Raw genomic sequence first — 17,982 nt, 5'->3', positions numbered from 1 at the left:
GAATTCGAGGCCATCATGACCCCTCAGGTCGCACTCGCCGCCTGAGAACCACTGTCACCTATCCGTGCAGCAGACCCGCCCTCAGTGCTGCCGCGTGACTCCGTACATGAACATGTCTCGACGCTCGTCTCCCACGACCTCCCAAGAGCGGAGAAGCCCCTCACGCGCGTACCCGACACGCTCGGCGGCGCGCCACGACCCGACGTTGTGCGGCTCGATGTACAGCTGGAGCCGGTGCACTTCCGGCAGGTTCCACGCCCACCGCGTCAAGGCGCCCAGTGCGTGAGTCGCGTGACCGCAGCGGCGACTGCTGGGCCGGATCCAGTAGCCGATCGTGGCCCGTCCTTGGTCGAGGTCGCGAAGCCAGAGACCGATTTGCCCCACGCACACCGCCCTAGATTCCACCGCGAACGAGTAGCCCACGCCCATAGTTGCCCGTTCATGCTGGCGCCTCACGAAGGCGGCAGCGAGCTCGCTGTCCGCGATGTCCGGGACGCTGGTGATCAGGGGAATCAGCGGATCCGTCGTCGCATCGAGCACCGCCTCCACGTCGCTGGTCTGGAACGGGCGAAGGATGACGGATGGCCCGGTGATCACGGGGACGACGAGTGGCTGCGACACCGGGCCATCGTGCACCGAGGACCACGCAGCCTGCGTGGTCGACGCGCCTCTCCAGCATTCGCACGTGCGGCGGTGCCTGCGGCTGCCACGGTCGGCGCTGGCCATGCCGGAATCTCGCGTCATGTCGACGGGCGAGCGATCAGGATGTCGAGGCCGACACCCCGGCGGGCCGCACCATCCGGACCTCGAGCACGCCGTCATCGACCTTGATCGTCCCGTCCCGCACGAAACCATGCTTGCGGTAGAAGGCATGAGCACGAGAGTTGGGCTCCGCCACCCAGAGCGCCGACGACGTGCGCTCGTTGAAGACTGCCGCGAGCAGCGCCGAGCCGACCCCCGAGCCATGCACGGCCAAGTACGTGTAGAGCACGTACAACTGCGTCACCCGTCGGGCGTCGTCGCCAGTGGCAGGTCCCGCCAGCGCAATGCCGACTATCTCGTCGTCGCGTTCAGCAACTGCGACCCCGCCGTCGAAGCGCGCGTCGGACAGCACGGTGGTCCGGAACTGCTCGCGCCTCGCGATGAAGTCGGGGGCTTCGAGAACTACGTCCCGCATGACGCCCCGATACGTCTCTCGCCACGTCCCGACGTGCACACGCGCCAGCGCGAAGGCGTCGTCCAGACGAGCGCTACGCACGACGACCTCTGAATCCATTCGGCGACCCTATGAGATGTCAGATGCCCGGAACGCTGCGAGCAGCAGGCGAGTCGAGCAGGACACGTCGAGGTGAGCGCCCGTGGGCTCCGGCGTCTGTGTCGGTGCGTCCCGCCGAAAAATTTGCTGTCTGGGCTACTCGCCAACGGCATTGAACGAGTACGGCGCAGCCTTCTTCCAGCGCATCCGCGGCTTCCAAGGCATGGAGAGCAGGAATCCAGCAAGCCCCTCGTGCGTGTCCTCGCGGACCACACCGTCGGACGTCCGCACCCTGTACGTCGTGATCCCTCGGCCCCGCCCGACCTCCACTCGGCCAGCGATGGCCTCCTCAACGATCGCCCGCACCACATCGACGCTGCCAGCCGAGCGGGGAAGCTCCCAGCCCGGCGCTTGGCCTATGCCGACGACGATGTCCTCCGATGAGTGCTCCCACCACACGCCAACTGCATCGTGGTGTTGAGGCACTACGTCGGCACCTTCCACGACGCCAGCGTCTTCCGCACGCTCACGGCCAACGGCTGCGACGCCGACGAGGCTGCCGCCAAGAGTGCCGGCGAACTGACGTAGCTCGGTGGTTATCTCATCGACAGGCAGCGGATCGAGATCGGCGTCGCGGGTCACTCGTCCATCGTCGCGCAGCTCGCCCGTCGTACGCTCATGCCGCCGTCCGCGTGCTGGCGGGGTTCGCCCGCGGCGCAAGTGCTGGCGTACTGCTAGAGAGACAACCCCTCGCGCGCGGCTAGCTCTTGTGCCCGGTCCCTGCGCTGTGGGGACTCGGTCAACTCGGCCCGCAAGATCGCGGCGGCTTGCTCAAGGTACGCGTCGCGAACGCCGTACGCCGTCGCGATCGACAGGACGACTCGCGCCAACCCGGTCTCGTTCTTCCGCTGACCCTTGCCCCAGCCACCCGGGGGCGCGGTCTCGCGGCGCAAGAGCATGCCTATCAGCGCGTCACCCGACGTCGCCCCGTCGAGTAGGTGGAGCGTGTACCGGCGAAAGTCTTCCAAGAACAGGTCGACGCCCTCGGCCGTGTCTACCGGGTAGTAGTCGAGAGCGGGCTTTGACTGCTGGTCTTGCCGGTAGGCGTACACCACCTCGCCCGTCAGGCCATCGCGCGGCACCCAGACGGCATCTGGACTCATGAAGAACAACTGCCAGTGGTACGGCGGGTCACCGGTCACCCAAGGGGGCCGCCCGAGACGGGCCTGAACCGGTACGGCCCCCAGGCGGTACCCGCCTGACGCCACCAACTTGAAACCTCTCGCCGACAATTCCGCGCGGCAGGACTTGACAGCGGCCTTGAACTCAGGTCGAGGCACGTTCGGGCCTCCTGCTCTTACTCGCGAGATCTGCGCCGATCGAGAGTCACTGCGCCCGCTTCTTGTCGGGACATCCGGGGCGCCTGGCGAGGTTACGTCATGGCGCGTCGGCACTCATGCTCCCGCGTGCTCGTCGGGCAGCATCCGGACATGCCGCTGTCACGTCCGTTGCTAGCGACTCGCTGCCGCCGGCGCTGGGTGGCGCCGGCTGGACGGTCACTCGTCGTAGAGGTGATCGGCCGCCCACTCGTCACACGCGGAGTAGAAGCCGCTCATGACGGGGACGATGGCCTCGATGAAGGCGTCGTCGCTCAGGCTCTCGTCCTCGAGCAGGTCCGGCACCGTGTCGATTGCGAGCTGAGCAGCTGCACGGACGTCTTCGTCCTGAACGAGCCCCACGTCCAGGTCCATGTTGGCCGCTGACTCGTAGGCAGTGTTCCAGTCGAACTCGACGAAGGTGTTGTGCTCGAGGGCGAGCGCGGCGTGGCAGATGCGGAGGGTGGCCGCGTGAGCATCGGTCATGGTCACGTGTCCGGCCGCTGCGCCGACTGCCGGCTCGTCACCGAGTGCGCAACCCGCGAGAGCGACGATCGCCACGAGCGGGGCGGCAATGAAGGTCAAGCGGGTCGGGCTCACCGGTAGGTCCTCTCAACAATGCGCGGAGCACGTCGTGGCTCCCCATCGGCAGGTCTCGCGCGGAGGTGAGCACCGTAACCGCCCGAACTCGCCGGGACGCCCTTCGACATGGCGCGGAATCTCGGCGGCGCCGATACCCAGGCACGGGCACCCAGCCGCGCCACCCGAGCGCCCAGACCCGCATCCGCACGTGCCGCAGGTCGCGCGCGGCACCGGTGGTCGCGCCTCTTCACCAGGTCCAGCCGGGCGCTGCCCGGCGACAGACCGATTCAGGAGCGCCGGGCTCGCGATGCTCGATCTCGTATGAGCACTCGCCGCATCCTTGTTCGGGGTGGTGCTCGCGCCAGTCGTGGTCACAAAGAGGGCAGTCGCCGTACGGAACTTGGCTAGCGTGCTGCCGCCGCCAACGGCTCCATGTCTTCCCGATTGCCCGCCACACGCCGACACCCTCGCACGTAGACCTTGCCCATCCGCACATGCCGCGACGCGGTCGTCGGCTCCCGGCGCCGCGCGTCCCCCACCGGTCGGCTCCGCGCTCGTGCCGATGACCGTGCAACGGCGGCGGCGCGCCCACTCCGCGACTCGGCATGCTGACCTCGGCGACACTCAAGGGATGACGAGGAACTTTGACGAGTGGGGACGACGACCGGTCGCTCTAGTCACCGGAGTCGGTCGAACCAGGGGCATCGGCGCTGGAGTCGCTCGTGGCCTGGCATTGGACGGCTGGGACATCGTTTTCACGTACTACTCCCCCTACGACGCGCGCATGCCGTGGGGTGGCGAACCTGGATCCACCGAGGCCATCGTCGAGGAACTGCGGGTGGCGGGAGCGAGAGCGGTCGCGATCGAGGCCGATTTGGCGGACCCGGAAGTTGCGGACCAGGTGTTCGACCGTGCCGTGCAAACCTTTGGCGATGTCCAAGCGCTCGTGATGTGTCACTGCGAATCGGTCGCCAGTGGGATCCTCGACACCAACGTCGAGAGCTTCGACCTCACTTCGCGGTCAACGCCCGAGCACCCTGGTTACTCATCCGGGCGTTCGCCAGGCACGCCATGGGCGAGGACGCACGCCGACGCATCATCGCGCTCACCTCCGACCACACGGTCGGCAACTTGCCCTACGGCGCCAGCAAGGCCGCGTTGGACCGCATTACGTTGGCCGCTGCATTCGAACTGGCCCATCTCGGAGTCCGCGCCAACGTCATCAACCCAGGTCCGATCGACACAGGATGGATGTCCGACGCCATACGCACCGCTGGCGCGACGCAGACTCCGCTCGGCCGCCTCGGCACGCCGGCTGACACCGCGGACCTCGTCACGTTCCTCTGCTCAACTCAGGGGGGATGGATTACCGGCCAGCTCCTCAACAGCAACGGCGGCTTCGCCTGACCGGGGCCATCGAGAACTGCCACGTCGCGTAACGGCACAAGCCAGAACGGCTGCTCGCGCCGCTCGCTCATGCCGCGGTGAGGGCGGCTGCGCTCGCCCGGATCTGCCGCCGACCGGACCGCCTGCCGAGGAAATCGAGAGCGCTCGGCCTTGGCTCAAGAGTCCTCGGGGCGGATGCCGAGCCGCTCGCGTTCTGCGTGTGCCTGCTCAGGAGCGACCCATTCGATCTGGTAGCGACCCGCTCGGTCGGTGCGGCTGGTGCCCGGCCACTCGAGGTAGCCCTGGCGGATCTCCGCGACGTAGCTCCAGGGTGGGTAGTCCTCGACCGCACGTTCCTTCACGCCGTCGGCCCAGACGACGACGAGCCAGATCCACGGTTGCGGGGTGAGCGGGGCGAAGGGCGTCCGGAACTGCCCCAGCGAGGTCGCCACATGGCCCAGTGGCCGACCGTCCTGGGTGAGGACCATGAGGCCATCACGGAACGGTTCGAACTCCGGGCCAAAGTCGTGCTCGACGACGGGCCTGCGCCGCCAGATCCTCACGTCGGCACCGTGCGCATCGGGACAGCCTGCCGCACTCTCCTTGCACGGAGAACCGCACGCTCATGCCGCCGGTCGCGCGTGCGCGTGCGCCAGATACGCGAAGCCGTTGCGCTGGGGGCGAGAGCACCTGCTGCGACAGACCTGTCGCGGGAAGGTGTCCCTCAGCGCATCCCGGTGGCCGCTGTGGGGTCCCAGTGCACTCAGCCGAGTCCTCGTAGTCGCACACGGCGTGTCCGAGTCCCCCACCTACCTGGTCGAGCCGTCGGTGGGGAACCCAGCGCAGGCCAACTCGTGAGATCTCGCGCGGGGGGTGCGCCGGTCCACGGGGCCTTGCTCGCTCGTCGTCCGGCAGCGTGGTGACGCCCAGGTGCGTCCCGACGCACCCGCGCACCGCGTCGGCGTCGACATCCCGCACCCAGTCGAACGTCGCCGACTCGAGCTGGGCGACCGGGACGCCGACGGCGCCCAAGGGCAACATCGCGGTGGCGGGGCCGCCGACCACCGCCGGGTGCCCCTCGTTCGCCGACGGTCCGGCGCCCGCCGACGCGACCGCCGTGGCGCGGCTGCGGGACGCCGGCGCGGTGGTGCTCGGCACGACGAACCTCGACCAGTTCGCCACCGGCCTGGTCGGCACCCGCAGCCCGTACGGCGCCGTCCGGCACGCGACCGCACCCGACCGCATCTCCGGCGGGTCCAGCAGCGGCTCGGCCGTCGCGGTCGCGCTGGGGATCGCCGACCTCGCCCTCGGCACCGACACCGCGGGATCCGGGCGGGTACCGGCGGCGCTGCACGGCCTGGTCGGCGTCAAGCCGACCCGCGGCCTGGTGCCGGTCACCGGCGTCGTGCCCGCGTGCCGCACGCTGGACTGCGTCTCGGTGTTCGCGGGCACCGTCGCGCTCGCCGAACGGGTGCTGGTCGCGCTCGCCGGACCCGACGGCACGGACCCGCTGGCCCGGACCGGCGCGCCGGTCCGGGCCACTGCGGGGATCGGGGTGGTGGCCGTCCCCGCGGCGGCGGCACTCGGCCCCCTCGCCCCCGGCTGGGCCGAGGCCTTCGCAGGCGCGGTCGCTGCCCTGCGCGACGCCGGCGTCCGGACGGTCGAGGTGGACGTGGCCCCGTTGCTCGCCGCGGCGCGGCTGCTCTACGACGGCGCGGCTGCTCTACAACGGCGCGTTCGTCGCCACGCGCTACGCCGCCGTCGGGACCTTCGTCGACGCCGGGCACGACGACGTCGACCCCGTCGTCGGCCGGATCATCCGGGCGGCGGCCGATCTGCCCGCGCACGCGCTGTTCAGCCACCTCGAGACCCTCGACCGGCTGCGGATGGCCGCGACGAGCGAGCTGTCCGCGGTGGACGCGCTGCTGCTCCCCACCACGACGCAGCACCCCACGCTGGCCGACGTCGCCGCCGACCCCGTCGGCGTCAACAGCGACCTCGGCCGGTTCACCAACTTCGCCAACCTGCTCGACCTGGCGGCGCTGGCCGTCCCGGCCGGGCAGGTCGACGGGCTCCCGTTCGGCGTCCAGCTGGTCGGACCGGCGTTCTGCGACGCCCGGCTCGCCGAGCTCGGACGGCTGCTCACCGGTGAGCCGGCGGGGGTGCCCGCGGTCGACGCGGCCGACGCGGTCCTGCCCACGGCCGACGCGGACAGGCCCGCGGCCGAGGGGGCCGTGCCGCTGGCGGTGGTCGGGGCGCACCTGCGCGGGCAGCCCCTCAACGGCGAGCTCACCGCGCGCGGTGGCACGTTCGTCCGGGCCACCACGACGGCACCCGGCTACCGCCCGCACGCGCTCGCGACGACGCCGCCCGAGCCGGGCCTGGAACGGGTGACGCACCGCGGGGCCGCGATCGAGATCGAGGTGTGGACGCTCCCCCCGGCGGGCTTCGCCGATCTCGTCGCCACCCTCCCCTGGCCGATGGCGATCGGTCCGGTGGCCCTGGCCGACGGCGCCACCGTCAGCGGGTTCCTGTGCGAACCCCTCGCGCTCGCCCGTGCCCGGGACATCACCGCGACCGGCGGCTGGCGCCGCCACCTCGCCGAGGTCGCCGGTGGACGGTGAGCTCGGCGGCGGAGCTGGGTCTGGACCCGCCGAGGACGACCGGCGCCGCAGATCGGCACGGGCCCGAGCGTCCTAGGATGACGACCGATGTCCGATCCAGCGGGGCCACCGGGAGCGCGGTCCGTCGACGGGTCGCACGGTCGGGGCCGGATCACCCTGGAGCAGGTCGCCCACCACGCCGGGGTGTCGCGCGCGACGGCGTCCCGTGTGGTCAACGGGGCGTCGTTCGTCGACCGGGTGCTGGTGGACCGGGTGAACCAGGCCATCCGGGACCTGCGGTACGTGCCCAACCTGGCTGCTCGGTCGTTGGTGACACGGCGCACCGATGCGGTGGTCCTGGTCGCCGCCGAGTCCAGCACGCGCTTCTTCTCCAACCCGTTCTTCGCGGCGATCGTCCGGGGAGTGAGTACCGAGCTGGCGCGCAGCGGCATGCGCCTGGTGCTGTCGATGGCGCAGACGCCGGACGACATCGGCGGCGTCGAGCGGTCCGTGCGCAGTGGGCACGTGGACGGGGTGCTGGTGATCTCCGAGCACGCCGGACTGCACGCGGTCGAGCGCCTCGCCGGCACCGGTGTGCCTCTCGTGGTGGGCGGGCGGCCGATGGTCGGCGGCCTCGGCGTCGACATCGCCTACGTCGACCACGACAACCGACGAGGTGCTCGGCTCGCGGCGGAGCGGCTGACCGCGGTCGGGCGGACGCGGGTGGGCACGGTGACCGGGCCGCAGGACATGTCGGCCGGCGTGGACCGGTTGGAGGGCTTCCGGGCGGGGCTGGGTCCGCGGTTCGACGCCGACCTGGTGCAGACGGGCGACTTCACCACGCAGGGTGGTGCCGCTGCCGCAGTCGCCCTGATGAGGCGGCGCCCCGACCTCGACGGACTGTTCGTGGCCTCGGACATGATGGCCCTGGGGGCGATCAACGGGCTCCGGACGGAGGGCCGGCGGGTGCCGCAGGACGTGGCGGTCGTGGGCTTCGACGACGCCGAGATGGCTGCGGTCTCGGACCCGCCGCTGACGACGATCAGACAGCGCACCGCCGACCAGGGTCGGCTGATGGCCCAGGCGCTGGTGCACCGGCTGGGTCGACCGGTGCCGCAGATGATGCCCGAGCTGGCGCGCGATCCGGACGCCGTCGGCATCGTCCTGGACGTCGAGCTGGTGGTCCGGGAGACCGCGTGAGGGTGAGGCGGCCCCGGCCGGCGCCGCAGCCGCCTCACCCTCGGTGGTGCGATCGGTCAGGTCACGGATAGCTGAGCACGTAGCTCGGGTCCTCGTAGCCGTCCGGGTCGCCCGGGTCGGGCACGCCGTCGACGGCGTCCCCGACGCCGTTGACGACGTGCGTGATCGTGCCGGGACCGCTGAGGTTCTTCGTCATGACGTGCTGCAGGCTGACCCCGGGGCGACGGGGGACCTCATAGCCGTTCGTCGTGACGATGTCGGGGTTGTTGCGGTTGTAGACGTAGACGCCGCCCCCCCAGAGCTGGTGCTGCTGGACGGAGTCGTCGACCTTGTACGCCGCCCAGCCCAGCGTGCCGTCGGGCGTCGTCCAGTCCGCCTGCGTGGGAGGGTCGTAGGGGAGCTCGTTCTGGTACAGCACGACACGGCCGCGCTCGCCGTTCCACACCGTGTTGTGCTCCTGGAAGTGCTCGACGAAGAGGCCCGTCGCCGTGACGTCGTCCCCGTTCACCACGACGCCGTTGCGTCCCACGTTGGTGACCCAGCGCTCGTCGTCGCCGAGGAACCCCTGGGCCGTGTCGAAGTCCTCCACGCCGTGGTCGGCGCGCCAGACCCAGGTGTGGTCCACCAGGACCCGGTCGCTGTTGACCTCCAGCGCGATGTCGGTCTTGCCGACGTGCGGGCCCCCGATGCGGAAGTAGACGTCGCTCAGTGTCGTCGGGTTGGCGGCCGAGCTCGTGCGGGCGCCGTTGTTGCCGTTCTTCGTGCCGACCTGGAGGAGCACCGGTGACTCCACGGTGCCGGCGTCGATCGTGACGCCCGCCACGACGATGCCCGGACGATCGGCCAGCCGCAGGGGAACGGCTCCCTCGACGGCCGTCAGCGTGGCCAACCCCAGACCCAGCACGACGGTGTCGGCGCGCTTGACGGCGATGCTCCGGTCCACGTCGTAGACGCCGGGGGTCAGCAGCAGGTGCCTGCCGCGGGCGAGCTGAGCGTTGATCTGCGCCACGGAGTCGGACGGGTCGGCGACGTAGAAGTCGCGGAGCGGGATGGTCCGGCCGGCGGTCAGGCCCTCGGCCCAGCTGGTGCCCGAGGAGCCCTGCTGAGCCTGCGGCACGCGCACGTTCCAGGCGCCGTCGGCGCCGATGAACAGGTAGGGCTTCTCGCGGCTGACCGGGGTCCGCTCCAGCGTCGTGTAGGGCGGGTCGGGGTAGCCGGCGTCGTCCGGAGCCCCCACCACGCCGGAGAAGGTCTGGTTCCACACCCCGTTGGACCAGGAGCCGATCTCGCTGTTGCGCGTGAGCCACTGCTGCTGGGACCCGTTGATCACGACGTCGGCGCGTGAGTCGGCGATGAAGCCGCCGCTGGCGAAGGATGGTCCGGAGCAGTAGTCCATCAGCGTCAGGCCGCCGCCGGTGACCTCGACGCGCCGCATCGACACAGCCTGGGAGACCGCCCAGAAGTTGTTGCCACCCCGGCAGTCGTCCTGCCCGACGCTGTTCACGTCGATGGTCAGGTTCGAGATGCCCCGCCAGAAGTTGTTCAGCGCGAAGCACTCGGCGCCCGGAGAGCCCGCGGCGACGGGGGCGCCCGCGGCGTCGAAGCAGCGGTTGTACACCTCGACCTTGCCGGTGATGCGGACGTCACCCGGCGTCGCGCCGAGCCCGGCCACCTCCGTGTAGTAGCCGACCTGGATCTGCAGCGGGTCGTCGGCGGTGCCGTACGAGCCAGGTCGGAAGAGCAGGCTGTAGCGGCCCGTCCCCATCTCGTCGTCCGCCTGCCGCGCGTGGATCCCGTCGGCGATCGACTGGATCTCGGCGGTGGTCATCGACGGGTCGACGACGACGACGTTCGGACCGAGATCGGGCTCGGCGGCCGCAGGAGCTGCGGACGCGGGCGGCACGACGACCGCGGCGAGCGCGAGACCGAGGGCGAGGGCGCCGGCTGAGGCCGCGGCGAACGTGGGCGGGCGAGGACTGCGAGGGAGTACGTGCATGGTCGGCTTCCTTCGTTGGAAGAGGCGAGAGAGCGCTCTCACGGCGAGCCGAGGGTCGCACGCCATGGCCCGGCATAACAAGGCGGGCGTCCCGGTCTCCGACCGCAGCGAGCCGCCGCCGCGTCAACCCCCTCGTGCTTGTGCACCTGGGGCGGCCGCCGGTCCGTCGCACCACCGGCCACGGAGCGGTCGGGCCGCGCCCTCACCCACCGTGCCGGGGCGTCGGCGTCCAGCGCACGCACTCGGTCGTCTGCGGCCACGGCACGGTCGGCGTCCCCGCGGCTGCCCACGCAGCGGCGACGATCCCGTGCACGCGGTCCAGGTGCCGGTCGCGCTCGTCGTCCGGGAGCGTGGTGACGCCCGAGTGCGTCCCGAAGTACCCGCGGACCGCGTCGGCGTCGACGTGCCACACCCAGTCGAACGTCGCCGACTTCGAGCTGGGCGACCGGGACGCCGACGGCGCCCGGCCGCCGCGACTCGCGCTTGGCGTCGGCGTCCGGGTCGAGCGCCGTCAGCTCGGCGGGCCAGCCCTCGTCGGCCCGGGTGGGCCCGTTCCACAGCAGCCCAGACGTCCGCCCGGGCGCAGGACGCGGCGGACCTCGGCGACCGCGGCGTCGTGCGGGAACCAGTGCCACGCGGTGCCCACGACGACCGCGTCGACGGCGCCGTCGGGCAGCGGGAGCCGGTCCGCCCCGGCGAGGTGGGCGCGGACGCCGGGCCACCGCTCACGCAGGACGGCGAGCATGGCGTCGTCGGGCTCCACGGCGTCGACCTCGAGCCCGCGGTCCACCAGCGCCCCGGTCAGCTTGCCGGTGCCCGCGCCGACGTCCGCGACCCGCGGGGCTCCGGGCGGCAGCAGCCAGTCCACCGCGGCGTCGGGGTACCCGGGACGCCACCGGTCGTCGTCGCGCGCGTACCGACCGAAGGCGGTGGCGCGACGGGGGTCGAGGGCGGCCATCGCCGCACCGTCCCACGCGCACGGCGGGTGCGCCCACCCGTGCGGGCACGGCTCGGCCCGTGCCGGTCAGGGGGGACCGGCACGGGCCGAGGCCTGCAGCGGGCGCTGCGCGGGATGAGCTCGGGTCAGCTCCCCGCGACCACGACCCGCTCGTTCGGGACGCAGTGCGTCATGACGAGGCCGCCGACCTCGCGCGGCCCGTTCTTGCCGAGGTTGGCCAGGCGCGCCAGCTCATCGTCGTTCAGCGTCTGGCTCTGCAACGGCGGCAGGTGCCGGACGTCGTCGGGCGAGAGGCCCACGCCCTCGCCGACGCGCAGCCCGAGCTCGTCCTCGCACATGAGGAAGTGCCACACCATGCGCTCGACGATCGGCCGGTCGCACTGCTTGAGCGCCGCCACCAGGTTGGCGACGAGGTCGTCCTTCTCCCACTGCTCGGACAGCAGGTACCGCTCGCCCGCCTGCTGGTAGTCGTTCGTGCGCGGGATGCGCTTGCGGGTCAGGCGACCGCTGATCTCCGGTCCCTGCTCGTCGTGCGTCGGGTAGGTGGCCTCACGCAGACCGCCGGTGATCGACGGCTCGTAGTTGACGTGCGGGTTCGAGCCGACGTGGTCGCGGCCCATGGACATCTGGCCGCCCTGCTGGTTCGTGTTCACCGCGGCCTTGGGCTGGTTCACCGGGACCTGCAGGTAGTTGGGACCGACGCGGTGCCGCTGGGTGTCGGAGTAGGAGAAGGTCCGGCCGACCAGCATCTTGTCGTCGGAGAAGTCCAGGCCGTCCACGAGGACGCCGGTGCCGAAGGAGATCTGCTCGTTCTCGGCGAAGTTGTCGCTCACGTTGCGGTCCAGCACCATCCGGCCGACCGGGCGCAGCGGGAAGATCTCCTCGGGCCACACCTTGGTGTCGTCCAGCGGGTCGAAGTCGAGCTCGGGGTGCTCGTCGTCGCTCATGATCTGGACGTTGAGCTCCCACTCGGGGTGGTCGCCCGCCTCGATCGCGTCGTACAGGTCCTTGGTGTGCGCCCCGAGGGTCTGCGCCTGCACGGCCGCGGCGTCCGCGGCGGTCCACGACTTCACGCCCTGCTTGGGCAGCCAGTGGTACTTGACCAGCACGGTCTCGCCGGCCTCGTTGACCCACTTGTAGGTGTTCACCCCGAAGCCCTGCATGGTGCGATACGACGCCGGAGTGCCGCGCGGGCTGAAGACCAGCGTGACCATGTGCATGGCCTCGGGGGTCTGGCTGAAGAAGTCGAACGCGCGGTTGGCGACGCTGGCCTCGAAGGTGACCGGGTCGGGCTTCTGGGAGTGGATGAAGTCCGGGAACTTGATCGCGTCCCGGATGAAGAAGACCCCGAGGTTGTTGCCGACCAGGTCCCAGTTGCCGTCCTCGGTGTAGAACTTGATCGCGAACCCGCGCGGGTCGCGCGCCGACTCCGAGGAGTCCCGGCCACCGGCGACGGTCGAGAACCGCAGCGCGACGTCGGTGCGCTTGCCCTTCTCCTGGAACAGCTTGGCGCGGGTGTAGCGGCTGATGGGCTCGTCGCCGAGGGTGCCGTACGCCTCGAAGTACCCGAACGCCGTCGTCCCGCGGGCGTGCACGACGCGCTCGGGGACCCGCTCGCGGTCGAAGTGGCTGATCTTCTCGAGGAACTGGTAGTTCTCGAGAGTCGCCGGACCGCGGGCGCCCACGGTGCGCTGGTTCTGGTTGTCGTAGACCGGGTGACCCTGGCGGTTGGTCAGGACGGGACGGTCGTCGTCGGGGGCGGACGACTGCGATGCGACGTCGGTCATGGATCTCCTCGGTTGATGGCTCGGGGCGGCACCGGAGGGCACCGCCCGCGTCGGGGGGGTCGGGGGTCAGTGGCGGGTGCGCGCCTGCGCCGGGGCCAGCTGCCGCCGGGCCCGGGGCGCCGCTCCGGCGGGGCCGCCCGGGCTGCGCCCGGTGGACGACGGCGTGGCGGCGCAGGCCGCGCACCGGCCCCAGAACACCACCTCCGCCTCGTCGACCACGAACCCGTGGTCGACGTCGGGCGTCAGGCAGGGCGCCGCACCGTGCGTGCAGTCGACATCGACGGTGTACCCGCAGTCGCGGCACACGAGGTGGTGGTGGTTGTCCCCCACCCGAGCCTCGAACAGCGCCGGCCGGCCGGCCGGCTCGATGCGGCGCACGAGCCCGGCGTCGGTGAGGGCGTCGAGGCAGTCGTACACCGCCTGGGTCGAGATGCCCTCGGTGCGGCTCCGCGCGGCGGCGGCGACCTGCGCGGCGGACAGGTGCTGGGCGGCGTCGCGGGCGTCGACGAGCGAGGCCAGCACCGCGACGCGCTGCCCGGTGACACGCAGGCCCGCGGCGCGCAGCGCGCTCGCCGGACCGGTGGCGGCGTCCTCGACGTCGACGCGGGCGTCGGCGTGCGGATCGCTGGGCATGCCGGCGAGTCTGGCACGCAGACTGGAACGAGTCCAGTCTTCGCCACCCGCGCTGGTCACTCGTGTCGCCCGGCGTGGGCCTAGCATCACCGGGTGCCGCCCACAGAGATCACCCGCGACGCGGGCACCACTCCCTCCTGGCTGGTCCTCGTCGCCGTCGGCGCGCTCGGTGGACTGCTGTCCGGCGCGTTCGGCGTCGGCGGCGGGATCCTCATGGTCCCGCTGCTGATCACGCTGGCCGGCATGGACCAGCGCCGCGCGGCGGCGACGTCGCTCGCGGCGATCATCCCGGCCTCCGTCGCCGGGATGCTCACCTACCTCGCCAACGGCGAGGTGGACGTGCCGGTCGGGCTGATCGTCGCGATGGGCGGCGTCCTCGGCTCCGTCGTCGGGTCCAGGCTGCTGCGCCGCCTGTCGCTGCCCGTGCTGCGGTGGATGTTCGTGGCGCTGCTGCTCGCGGCCGCCGCCCGCATGCTGCTCATCGCGCCGGAGCGCGGGGAGGACCTGGACCTGAGCTGGGCGGTCGGCCTGGCCCTGGTGGCCGTGGGGCTGGGCATGGGGATCGCGTCCGGCCTGTTCGGCATCGGTGGCGGCGTCATCCTGGTGCCCGCACTGATCTCGCTGTTCGGCGCCGGCGACCTGGTCGCCAAGGGCACGTCGCTGCTGGTCATGCTGCCGACCGCGACGATGGGGACCATCACGAACGCGCGCGCCCACCTGTTCGACCTGCGCGCCGGCCTCGTCGTCGGGGTGGCGGCGACGGTGGCGTCGTTCGGCGGGGTGGCCATCGCGTTCTGGCTGCCGCCCGACGTCGCGGGCATCGCCTTCGCCCTGCTGGTGCTGTTCTCCGCGGTGCAGCTGAGCATCCGGGCGATCCGCTCCGGTCGCTGACGGTGCCCCATCGGCCCCCGTCGGACCCCGGGCGCCCCTATCGTCGGCAGGGCCCGCACGACCGCCGAGCCACCGACCAGCGTGGGTGGGTGACCGGCACCGACCCCCGGAGCCACCGATGCCTCTGACCCGTCCCGTGCGCACGGCCGCCGCCGCCGTGACCGCACTGCTCCTCGCCTCGCCCGCCGCCGCCGCGCACGACCGGTCCGGTCGCGACGTCGACCGGCACCTGCCGTTGACGTACGTCCTGCAGCCCCAGGGCGCGGCGGACCCCGACATCTACCCCGAGGGCGTCGCGGCCCAGGGCACCCGGTTCTACGTCGGCAGCACGACCGACGGCACGGTGTACCGCGGCCGGCTCGGCGACCCGGTGGCGACGCCGTTCCTGCCCGGTGGGCAGGACGGGCGCACGTCGGCCATCGGGATGAAGGTCGACGGGCGCACGCTGTTCGTCGCGGGCGGGGCCACCGGCCTCGTCTTCGCCTACGACGTCGCCACCGGCGAGCTCACCGGCCGGTGGCAGGTCACCGACCCCGGCGGTGCTCCGACGTTCCTCAACGACCTCGTGGTGACCCGGCGGGGCGACGTGTACGTCACCGACTCCCAGCGGCCTGTGCTGTACCGCATCGACGCCCGCGAGCGGCGCACCCACGGCCTGGCCGTGCTGCCCACGTTCGTCGACTTCACGGGCACGGACCTGCAGTACCAGCCCGGCTTCAACGTCAACGGGATCGCCGCCACCCGGGACTCGCGTCACCTCGTGCTGGCGCAGTCCAACACCGGCCGGCTGTTCCGGGTCGCGACCCGCGACGGGGCGGTCACGGGGATCGACCTCGGCGGCGGCTCGGTCAGCGGGGACGGCCTCGTGCTCGACGGCGACACCCTGTACGCCGTGGAGCGCCAGGGCGACGTCGGCTACCTGGTCACCGTCGAGCTCGACCGGCGACTGACGTCCGGGACCGTGCTGCGCCGGACCACCGACCCGACGTTCGACGACCCGACGACCGCCGCCGCCGTCGGCCGCGGCTCGCTGCTGGTGGTCAACAGCCAGTTCGGCGAGCGGGCGGCCGGCGAGGAGCCCGACACCTTCACCGTGTCGCGGGTTCCGGCTCCCTGACGTCGCCGGCGCCGTCGGAGGGGCGCAGCGCGGGGCGCAGCGCCGTGCTGGGTGCTGCGCCCCCGGGCACCTCGCGCAGGGAGCTGCGTCCCTCCTGCCACGCGGCGAGCATCGCGGCACCGGCCATCCCGTCGACCGCGAGGTAGGTCGCCGCGCCCCACAGCACGTCGTCGCGCACCGCGGGCTCGGCCTCGGCCAGCCCGCCGGCCAGGTCGCGACCCGCGATCTGCTCGTGAACCGCGTCCGCCTCGACGTGCTCGTCGAAGTAGAAGGTGACGTCCTCGCCGTAGCCGTGCCGGCGGAACCCCGCGGCATACCGCCGGCACGGGATGGACGACGTCATCTCGAACGCCGCCAGGTGGCCGGTGATCGCCCCGCGCAGGCGCCGGTGCAGGCCGAACAGGCTCATCACGTTGGTCGACGCCAGGGTCAGGGCCGGCACGGCGTCCAGGTACGCCCCGTAGGTGTCGTCGAGGCCCAGCGCGCGCATGGTCCCGGCGAACAGCTCGGAGTGGATGTGGCCCGGCCGTCCTCCCCCGTACTCGTCGGCCTGCACCTCGACCAGGGCCGACTTGGCCCGTCCGGTCAGCCGAGGCAGCGCCCAGCTGTGCGGGTCGGCCTCCTTGAGGTGGTAGATCGACCGCTGGACGACGAACTCGTGGAGCTGCTCGTCGGTCGCCCGCTTGGCGACGTAGCGGGACACGCTCGGTCCGGTGTCCGCCGCGGTGAGGTCGAACAGCGCCTGCGCGATCTCGGCCGCGTCGCGCGCGTCGCCGGCCGGCACCGGCACCAGGCGCCGCAGCGCCGCCTCGAACGCCGCCTCGAGGCCGGCGCGCACCCGCAGCAGGTCGGGCTGCCACTCCCAGGCCTCGTCGACGCCGTCGACTCCGCGGTAGTGCAGCTCGTACAGGACGAACAGCGCGAGCTGGACGTCGTCGTCGGCGAGCACGTCCGGGCTCGCCGCGACCGCGTCGTCGGCGGCGGCCTGCACCGCCGGCACGGGGCCGGGTGCTGCCCGCAGGGCGTCGAGCAGGGCCCCGCTGAGGGGGCCGCGCGGGGCGGGCTGGCGCATGGGTTCCTCCGTCAGGTGTGCGGGCGCTCACGGGCGCCGCGCGGTCGGGCGCCGGCGCCGGGTGCGGTGAGCCCGGTCAGGATCACACCGTCGCGTGGCGTCTGCACCCGGTCGGCCGACCCGGCGGGCTCCGCGGGGCGGCGGACCACGGGCCGGCCCACCGTCCGCCGCGCGCGGCCGCCGCTGTCCGGCCTGCTGCCCGCCCGGGGCGCGACGCCCCGGCCGTGCTTGACTGCTGCGGTGACCAGCGCCGGACCCGACCCGCAGATGCCGCCGGACCCCGCCCTGCCGCCCCGCGAACCGTGGGCGAGCGTCACGGCCTGCCCGCACGGACCCCTGCTCGTGCGCGGCGACGTCGAGATCCTGCTCGGCTCCGGCGCCCCGGCGGCCCGCCGGCGCCGGACGGTCGCGCTGTGCCGGTGCGGCGCCTCGGGCATCAAGCCGTTCTGCGACGGCAGCCACAAGGTGATCGGCTTCCGGACCGACGACGAGCCGCTCGACGACCGGGTCGACGGGACCGCCGACCCGCAGGACGACCCGCAGGACGCGCAGGACGACCGGCACGGCCGCCGCGCGGTCGACGCGCCCGGACCGGGTGCCGGATGATCGGCCGCGGACGGTCGACCAGCGGCCACGGCGGACCGGGGTGGGCATGACCGACTCGAGCGCATGGGGCAGCCCGCAGCCCGGGCATCAGCCGGGCGTCCCGCTGCCCCCGGGCCGACCGCCCGGGGCACCTCGGCCCGGCGCTGCCGCCCCCGGGTGGTACCCCGACCCGGCCGGGACGCCGGCGGAGCGGTGGTGGGACGGCGCCGCGTGGGACACCCGCACGCGACCGGTGTCGCTGCTCGCGCAGCCACTCACCCGCCAGGTCGTCCGCAACACCCCCGCGACCGTCGGCCTCGGCCTCGGTGCGCTGTCGCTGCTGGTCAACACCCTGCTCGTGGTGTCGCTCGGCGCGCTGGTGGTGTGCGTGCTGGGGCTGGCCCGCGCCGGCCAGCTGGGCACTGCGGGGTTCGCCCCGGTCGGGCGCGGGCGGGCCGTGGCCGGGCTCGTGCTCGCTGCGGTCGGCGCCGCGGCCACCGTGCTGCTCAAGGGCCTGGTCTTCTGACCCCACCGCCGGCGA

At 72.5% G+C, this 17,982-nt stretch carries 18 protein-coding genes and 2 pseudogenes; 8 read left to right on the top strand and 12 right to left on the bottom strand.

The genetic code is table 11. The features are described 5' to 3' along the window. Nucleotides 1-81: 81 nt before the first annotated feature. From Q0840_RS18365 to Q0840_RS18345, 5 genes are all read right to left on the bottom strand, one after another. Nucleotides 82-621 carry a GNAT family N-acetyltransferase gene (locus tag Q0840_RS18365; RefSeq protein WP_298462395.1) on the bottom strand — a complete coding sequence of 180 codons (540 nt, stop codon included), beginning with the start codon at nt 619-621 and terminating at the stop codon, nt 82-84. A 139-nt stretch (nt 622-760) separates the two neighbouring features. Then, nucleotides 761-1,276 (bottom strand): GNAT family N-acetyltransferase, encoded by a 516-nt coding sequence (locus Q0840_RS18360; RefSeq protein ID WP_298462393.1) that lies wholly within the window; start codon nt 1,274-1,276, stop codon nt 761-763. 135 nt (nt 1,277-1,411) lie between these two features. Further along, nucleotides 1,412-1,897: a hypothetical protein gene (locus Q0840_RS18355; RefSeq protein WP_298462391.1), complete on the bottom strand. Its 486-nt coding sequence runs from the start codon at nt 1,895-1,897 to the stop codon at nt 1,412-1,414. Between the two features lie 92 nt (nt 1,898-1,989). Next, nucleotides 1,990-2,457, bottom strand: a complete 468-nt coding sequence (locus Q0840_RS18350) for a hypothetical protein (RefSeq protein WP_298462389.1) — start codon at nt 2,455-2,457, stop codon at nt 1,990-1,992. Nucleotides 2,458-2,811: 354 nt separating this feature from the next. Continuing rightward, a complete protein-coding gene (locus Q0840_RS18345; RefSeq protein WP_298462388.1) occupies nt 2,812-3,231 on the bottom strand; it encodes a hypothetical protein in 420 nt (139 codons plus the stop codon). Nucleotides 3,232-3,844: 613 nt separating this feature from the next. Between Q0840_RS18345 and Q0840_RS18340 the strand changes: the two are divergent. Next, nucleotides 3,845-4,620, top strand: a pseudogene (locus Q0840_RS18340) (SDR family oxidoreductase). A gap of 155 nt (nt 4,621-4,775) precedes the next feature. On the opposite strand, the gene Q0840_RS18335 reads toward Q0840_RS18340, so the two are convergent. Further along, nucleotides 4,776-5,162 carry a hypothetical protein gene (locus Q0840_RS18335; protein ID WP_298462386.1) on the bottom strand — a complete coding sequence of 129 codons (387 nt, stop codon included), beginning with the start codon at nt 5,160-5,162 and terminating at the stop codon, nt 4,776-4,778. A gap of 353 nt (nt 5,163-5,515) precedes the next feature. Here Q0840_RS18335 and Q0840_RS18330 point away from each other — a divergent pair. The 3 genes and pseudogenes from Q0840_RS18330 to Q0840_RS18320 form a co-directional block, all read left to right on the top strand. Further along, nucleotides 5,516-6,277, top strand: a pseudogene (locus Q0840_RS18330) (amidase family protein); the annotation flags it as partial. 208 nt (nt 6,278-6,485) lie between these two features. Then, the gene (locus Q0840_RS18325; RefSeq protein WP_367183155.1) at nt 6,486-7,223 is read left to right on the top strand and encodes an amidase family protein; all 738 of its coding nucleotides are present in this window, start codon (nt 6,486-6,488) and stop codon (nt 7,221-7,223) included. A gap of 87 nt (nt 7,224-7,310) precedes the next feature. Beyond that, on the top strand, nt 7,311-8,402 hold the full coding sequence (locus Q0840_RS18320; protein WP_298462385.1) for a LacI family DNA-binding transcriptional regulator: 1,092 nt from the start codon (nt 7,311-7,313) through the stop codon (nt 8,400-8,402). Between the two features lie 61 nt (nt 8,403-8,463). Here the strand turns inward: Q0840_RS18320 and Q0840_RS18315 are convergent, their stop codons facing one another. The 5 genes from Q0840_RS18315 to Q0840_RS18295 form a co-directional block, all read right to left on the bottom strand. Continuing rightward, nucleotides 8,464-10,398, bottom strand: a complete 1,935-nt coding sequence (locus Q0840_RS18315; RefSeq protein WP_298462383.1) for a glycosyl hydrolase family 28-related protein — start codon at nt 10,396-10,398, stop codon at nt 8,464-8,466. Nucleotides 10,399-10,600: 202 nt separating this feature from the next. After that, the gene (locus tag Q0840_RS18310) at nt 10,601-10,810 is read right to left on the bottom strand and encodes a hypothetical protein (protein WP_298462382.1); all 210 of its coding nucleotides are present in this window, start codon (nt 10,808-10,810) and stop codon (nt 10,601-10,603) included. A 99-nt stretch (nt 10,811-10,909) separates the two neighbouring features. Next, a complete protein-coding gene (locus Q0840_RS18305) occupies nt 10,910-11,356 on the bottom strand; it encodes a class I SAM-dependent methyltransferase (protein WP_298462381.1) in 447 nt (148 codons plus the stop codon). Between the two features lie 125 nt (nt 11,357-11,481). Continuing rightward, nucleotides 11,482-13,143 carry a catalase gene (locus Q0840_RS18300; RefSeq protein WP_298462379.1) on the bottom strand — a complete coding sequence of 554 codons (1,662 nt, stop codon included), beginning with the start codon at nt 13,141-13,143 and terminating at the stop codon, nt 11,482-11,484. Nucleotides 13,144-13,209: 66 nt separating this feature from the next. Continuing rightward, complete coding sequence (locus tag Q0840_RS18295) at nt 13,210-13,776, bottom strand: Fur family transcriptional regulator (protein WP_298462378.1); 567 nt, start codon at nt 13,774-13,776, stop codon at nt 13,210-13,212. A gap of 93 nt (nt 13,777-13,869) precedes the next feature. Between Q0840_RS18295 and Q0840_RS18290 the strand changes: the two genes are divergently transcribed. Continuing rightward, nucleotides 13,870-14,667: a sulfite exporter TauE/SafE family protein gene (locus tag Q0840_RS18290; protein WP_298462377.1), complete on the top strand. Its 798-nt coding sequence runs from the start codon at nt 13,870-13,872 to the stop codon at nt 14,665-14,667. 118 nt (nt 14,668-14,785) lie between these two features. After that, a complete protein-coding gene (locus tag Q0840_RS18285) occupies nt 14,786-15,784 on the top strand; it encodes an SMP-30/gluconolactonase/LRE family protein (RefSeq protein ID WP_298462375.1) in 999 nt (332 codons plus the stop codon). Here the strand turns inward: Q0840_RS18285 and Q0840_RS18280 are convergent. Further along, nucleotides 15,756-16,856 (bottom strand): iron-containing redox enzyme family protein, encoded by a 1,101-nt coding sequence (locus Q0840_RS18280; RefSeq protein ID WP_298462374.1) that lies wholly within the window; start codon nt 16,854-16,856, stop codon nt 15,756-15,758. The genes Q0840_RS18285 and Q0840_RS18280 overlap by 29 nt on opposite strands. A 240-nt stretch (nt 16,857-17,096) precedes the next feature. Between Q0840_RS18280 and Q0840_RS18275 the strand changes: the two genes are divergently transcribed. After that, nucleotides 17,097-17,462, top strand: coding sequence for a CDGSH iron-sulfur domain-containing protein (locus tag Q0840_RS18275; RefSeq protein ID WP_298462371.1), 366 nt, complete (start codon nt 17,097-17,099; stop codon nt 17,460-17,462). Nucleotides 17,463-17,508: 46 nt separating this feature from the next. Next, nucleotides 17,509-17,967, top strand: a complete 459-nt coding sequence (locus Q0840_RS18270; RefSeq protein WP_298462369.1) for a DUF2510 domain-containing protein — start codon at nt 17,509-17,511, stop codon at nt 17,965-17,967. Nucleotides 17,968-17,982 lie beyond the last annotated feature (15 nt).

Origin of the sequence: uncultured Cellulomonas sp., from assembly GCF_947494015.1 — a bacterium.
In the GTDB taxonomy this organism is placed as follows: domain Bacteria; phylum Actinomycetota; class Actinomycetes; order Actinomycetales; family Cellulomonadaceae; genus Pengzhenrongella.
Note: the sequence above shows the minus strand (reverse complement) of the source record. Positions and strands in the feature narration are given on the sequence as shown.

Excerpts from the sequence above, each read along its gene's own strand:
- Q0840_RS18300 (WP_298462379.1), bottom strand. The coding sequence starts at position 13,143 with ATGACCGACGTCGCATCGCAGTCGTCCGCCCCCGACGACGACCGTCCC.
- Q0840_RS18295 (WP_298462378.1), bottom strand. The coding sequence starts at position 13,776 with ATGCCCAGCGATCCGCACGCCGACGCCCGCGTCGACGTCGAGGACGCC.
- Q0840_RS18285 (WP_298462375.1), top strand. The coding sequence starts at position 14,786 with ATGCCTCTGACCCGTCCCGTGCGCACGGCCGCCGCCGCCGTGACCGCA.
- Q0840_RS18325 (WP_367183155.1), top strand. The coding sequence starts at position 6,486 with ATGGCCGCGACGAGCGAGCTGTCCGCGGTGGACGCGCTGCTGCTCCCC.
- Q0840_RS18270 (WP_298462369.1), top strand. The coding sequence starts at position 17,509 with ATGACCGACTCGAGCGCATGGGGCAGCCCGCAGCCCGGGCATCAGCCG.
- Q0840_RS18305 (WP_298462381.1), bottom strand. The coding sequence starts at position 11,356 with ATGGCCGCCCTCGACCCCCGTCGCGCCACCGCCTTCGGTCGGTACGCG.
- Q0840_RS18280 (WP_298462374.1), bottom strand. The coding sequence starts at position 16,856 with ATGCGCCAGCCCGCCCCGCGCGGCCCCCTCAGCGGGGCCCTGCTCGAC.
- Q0840_RS18315 (WP_298462383.1), bottom strand. The coding sequence starts at position 10,398 with ATGCACGTACTCCCTCGCAGTCCTCGCCCGCCCACGTTCGCCGCGGCC.
- Q0840_RS18360 (WP_298462393.1), bottom strand. The coding sequence starts at position 1,276 with ATGGATTCAGAGGTCGTCGTGCGTAGCGCTCGTCTGGACGACGCCTTC.
- Q0840_RS18320 (WP_298462385.1), top strand. The coding sequence starts at position 7,311 with ATGTCCGATCCAGCGGGGCCACCGGGAGCGCGGTCCGTCGACGGGTCG.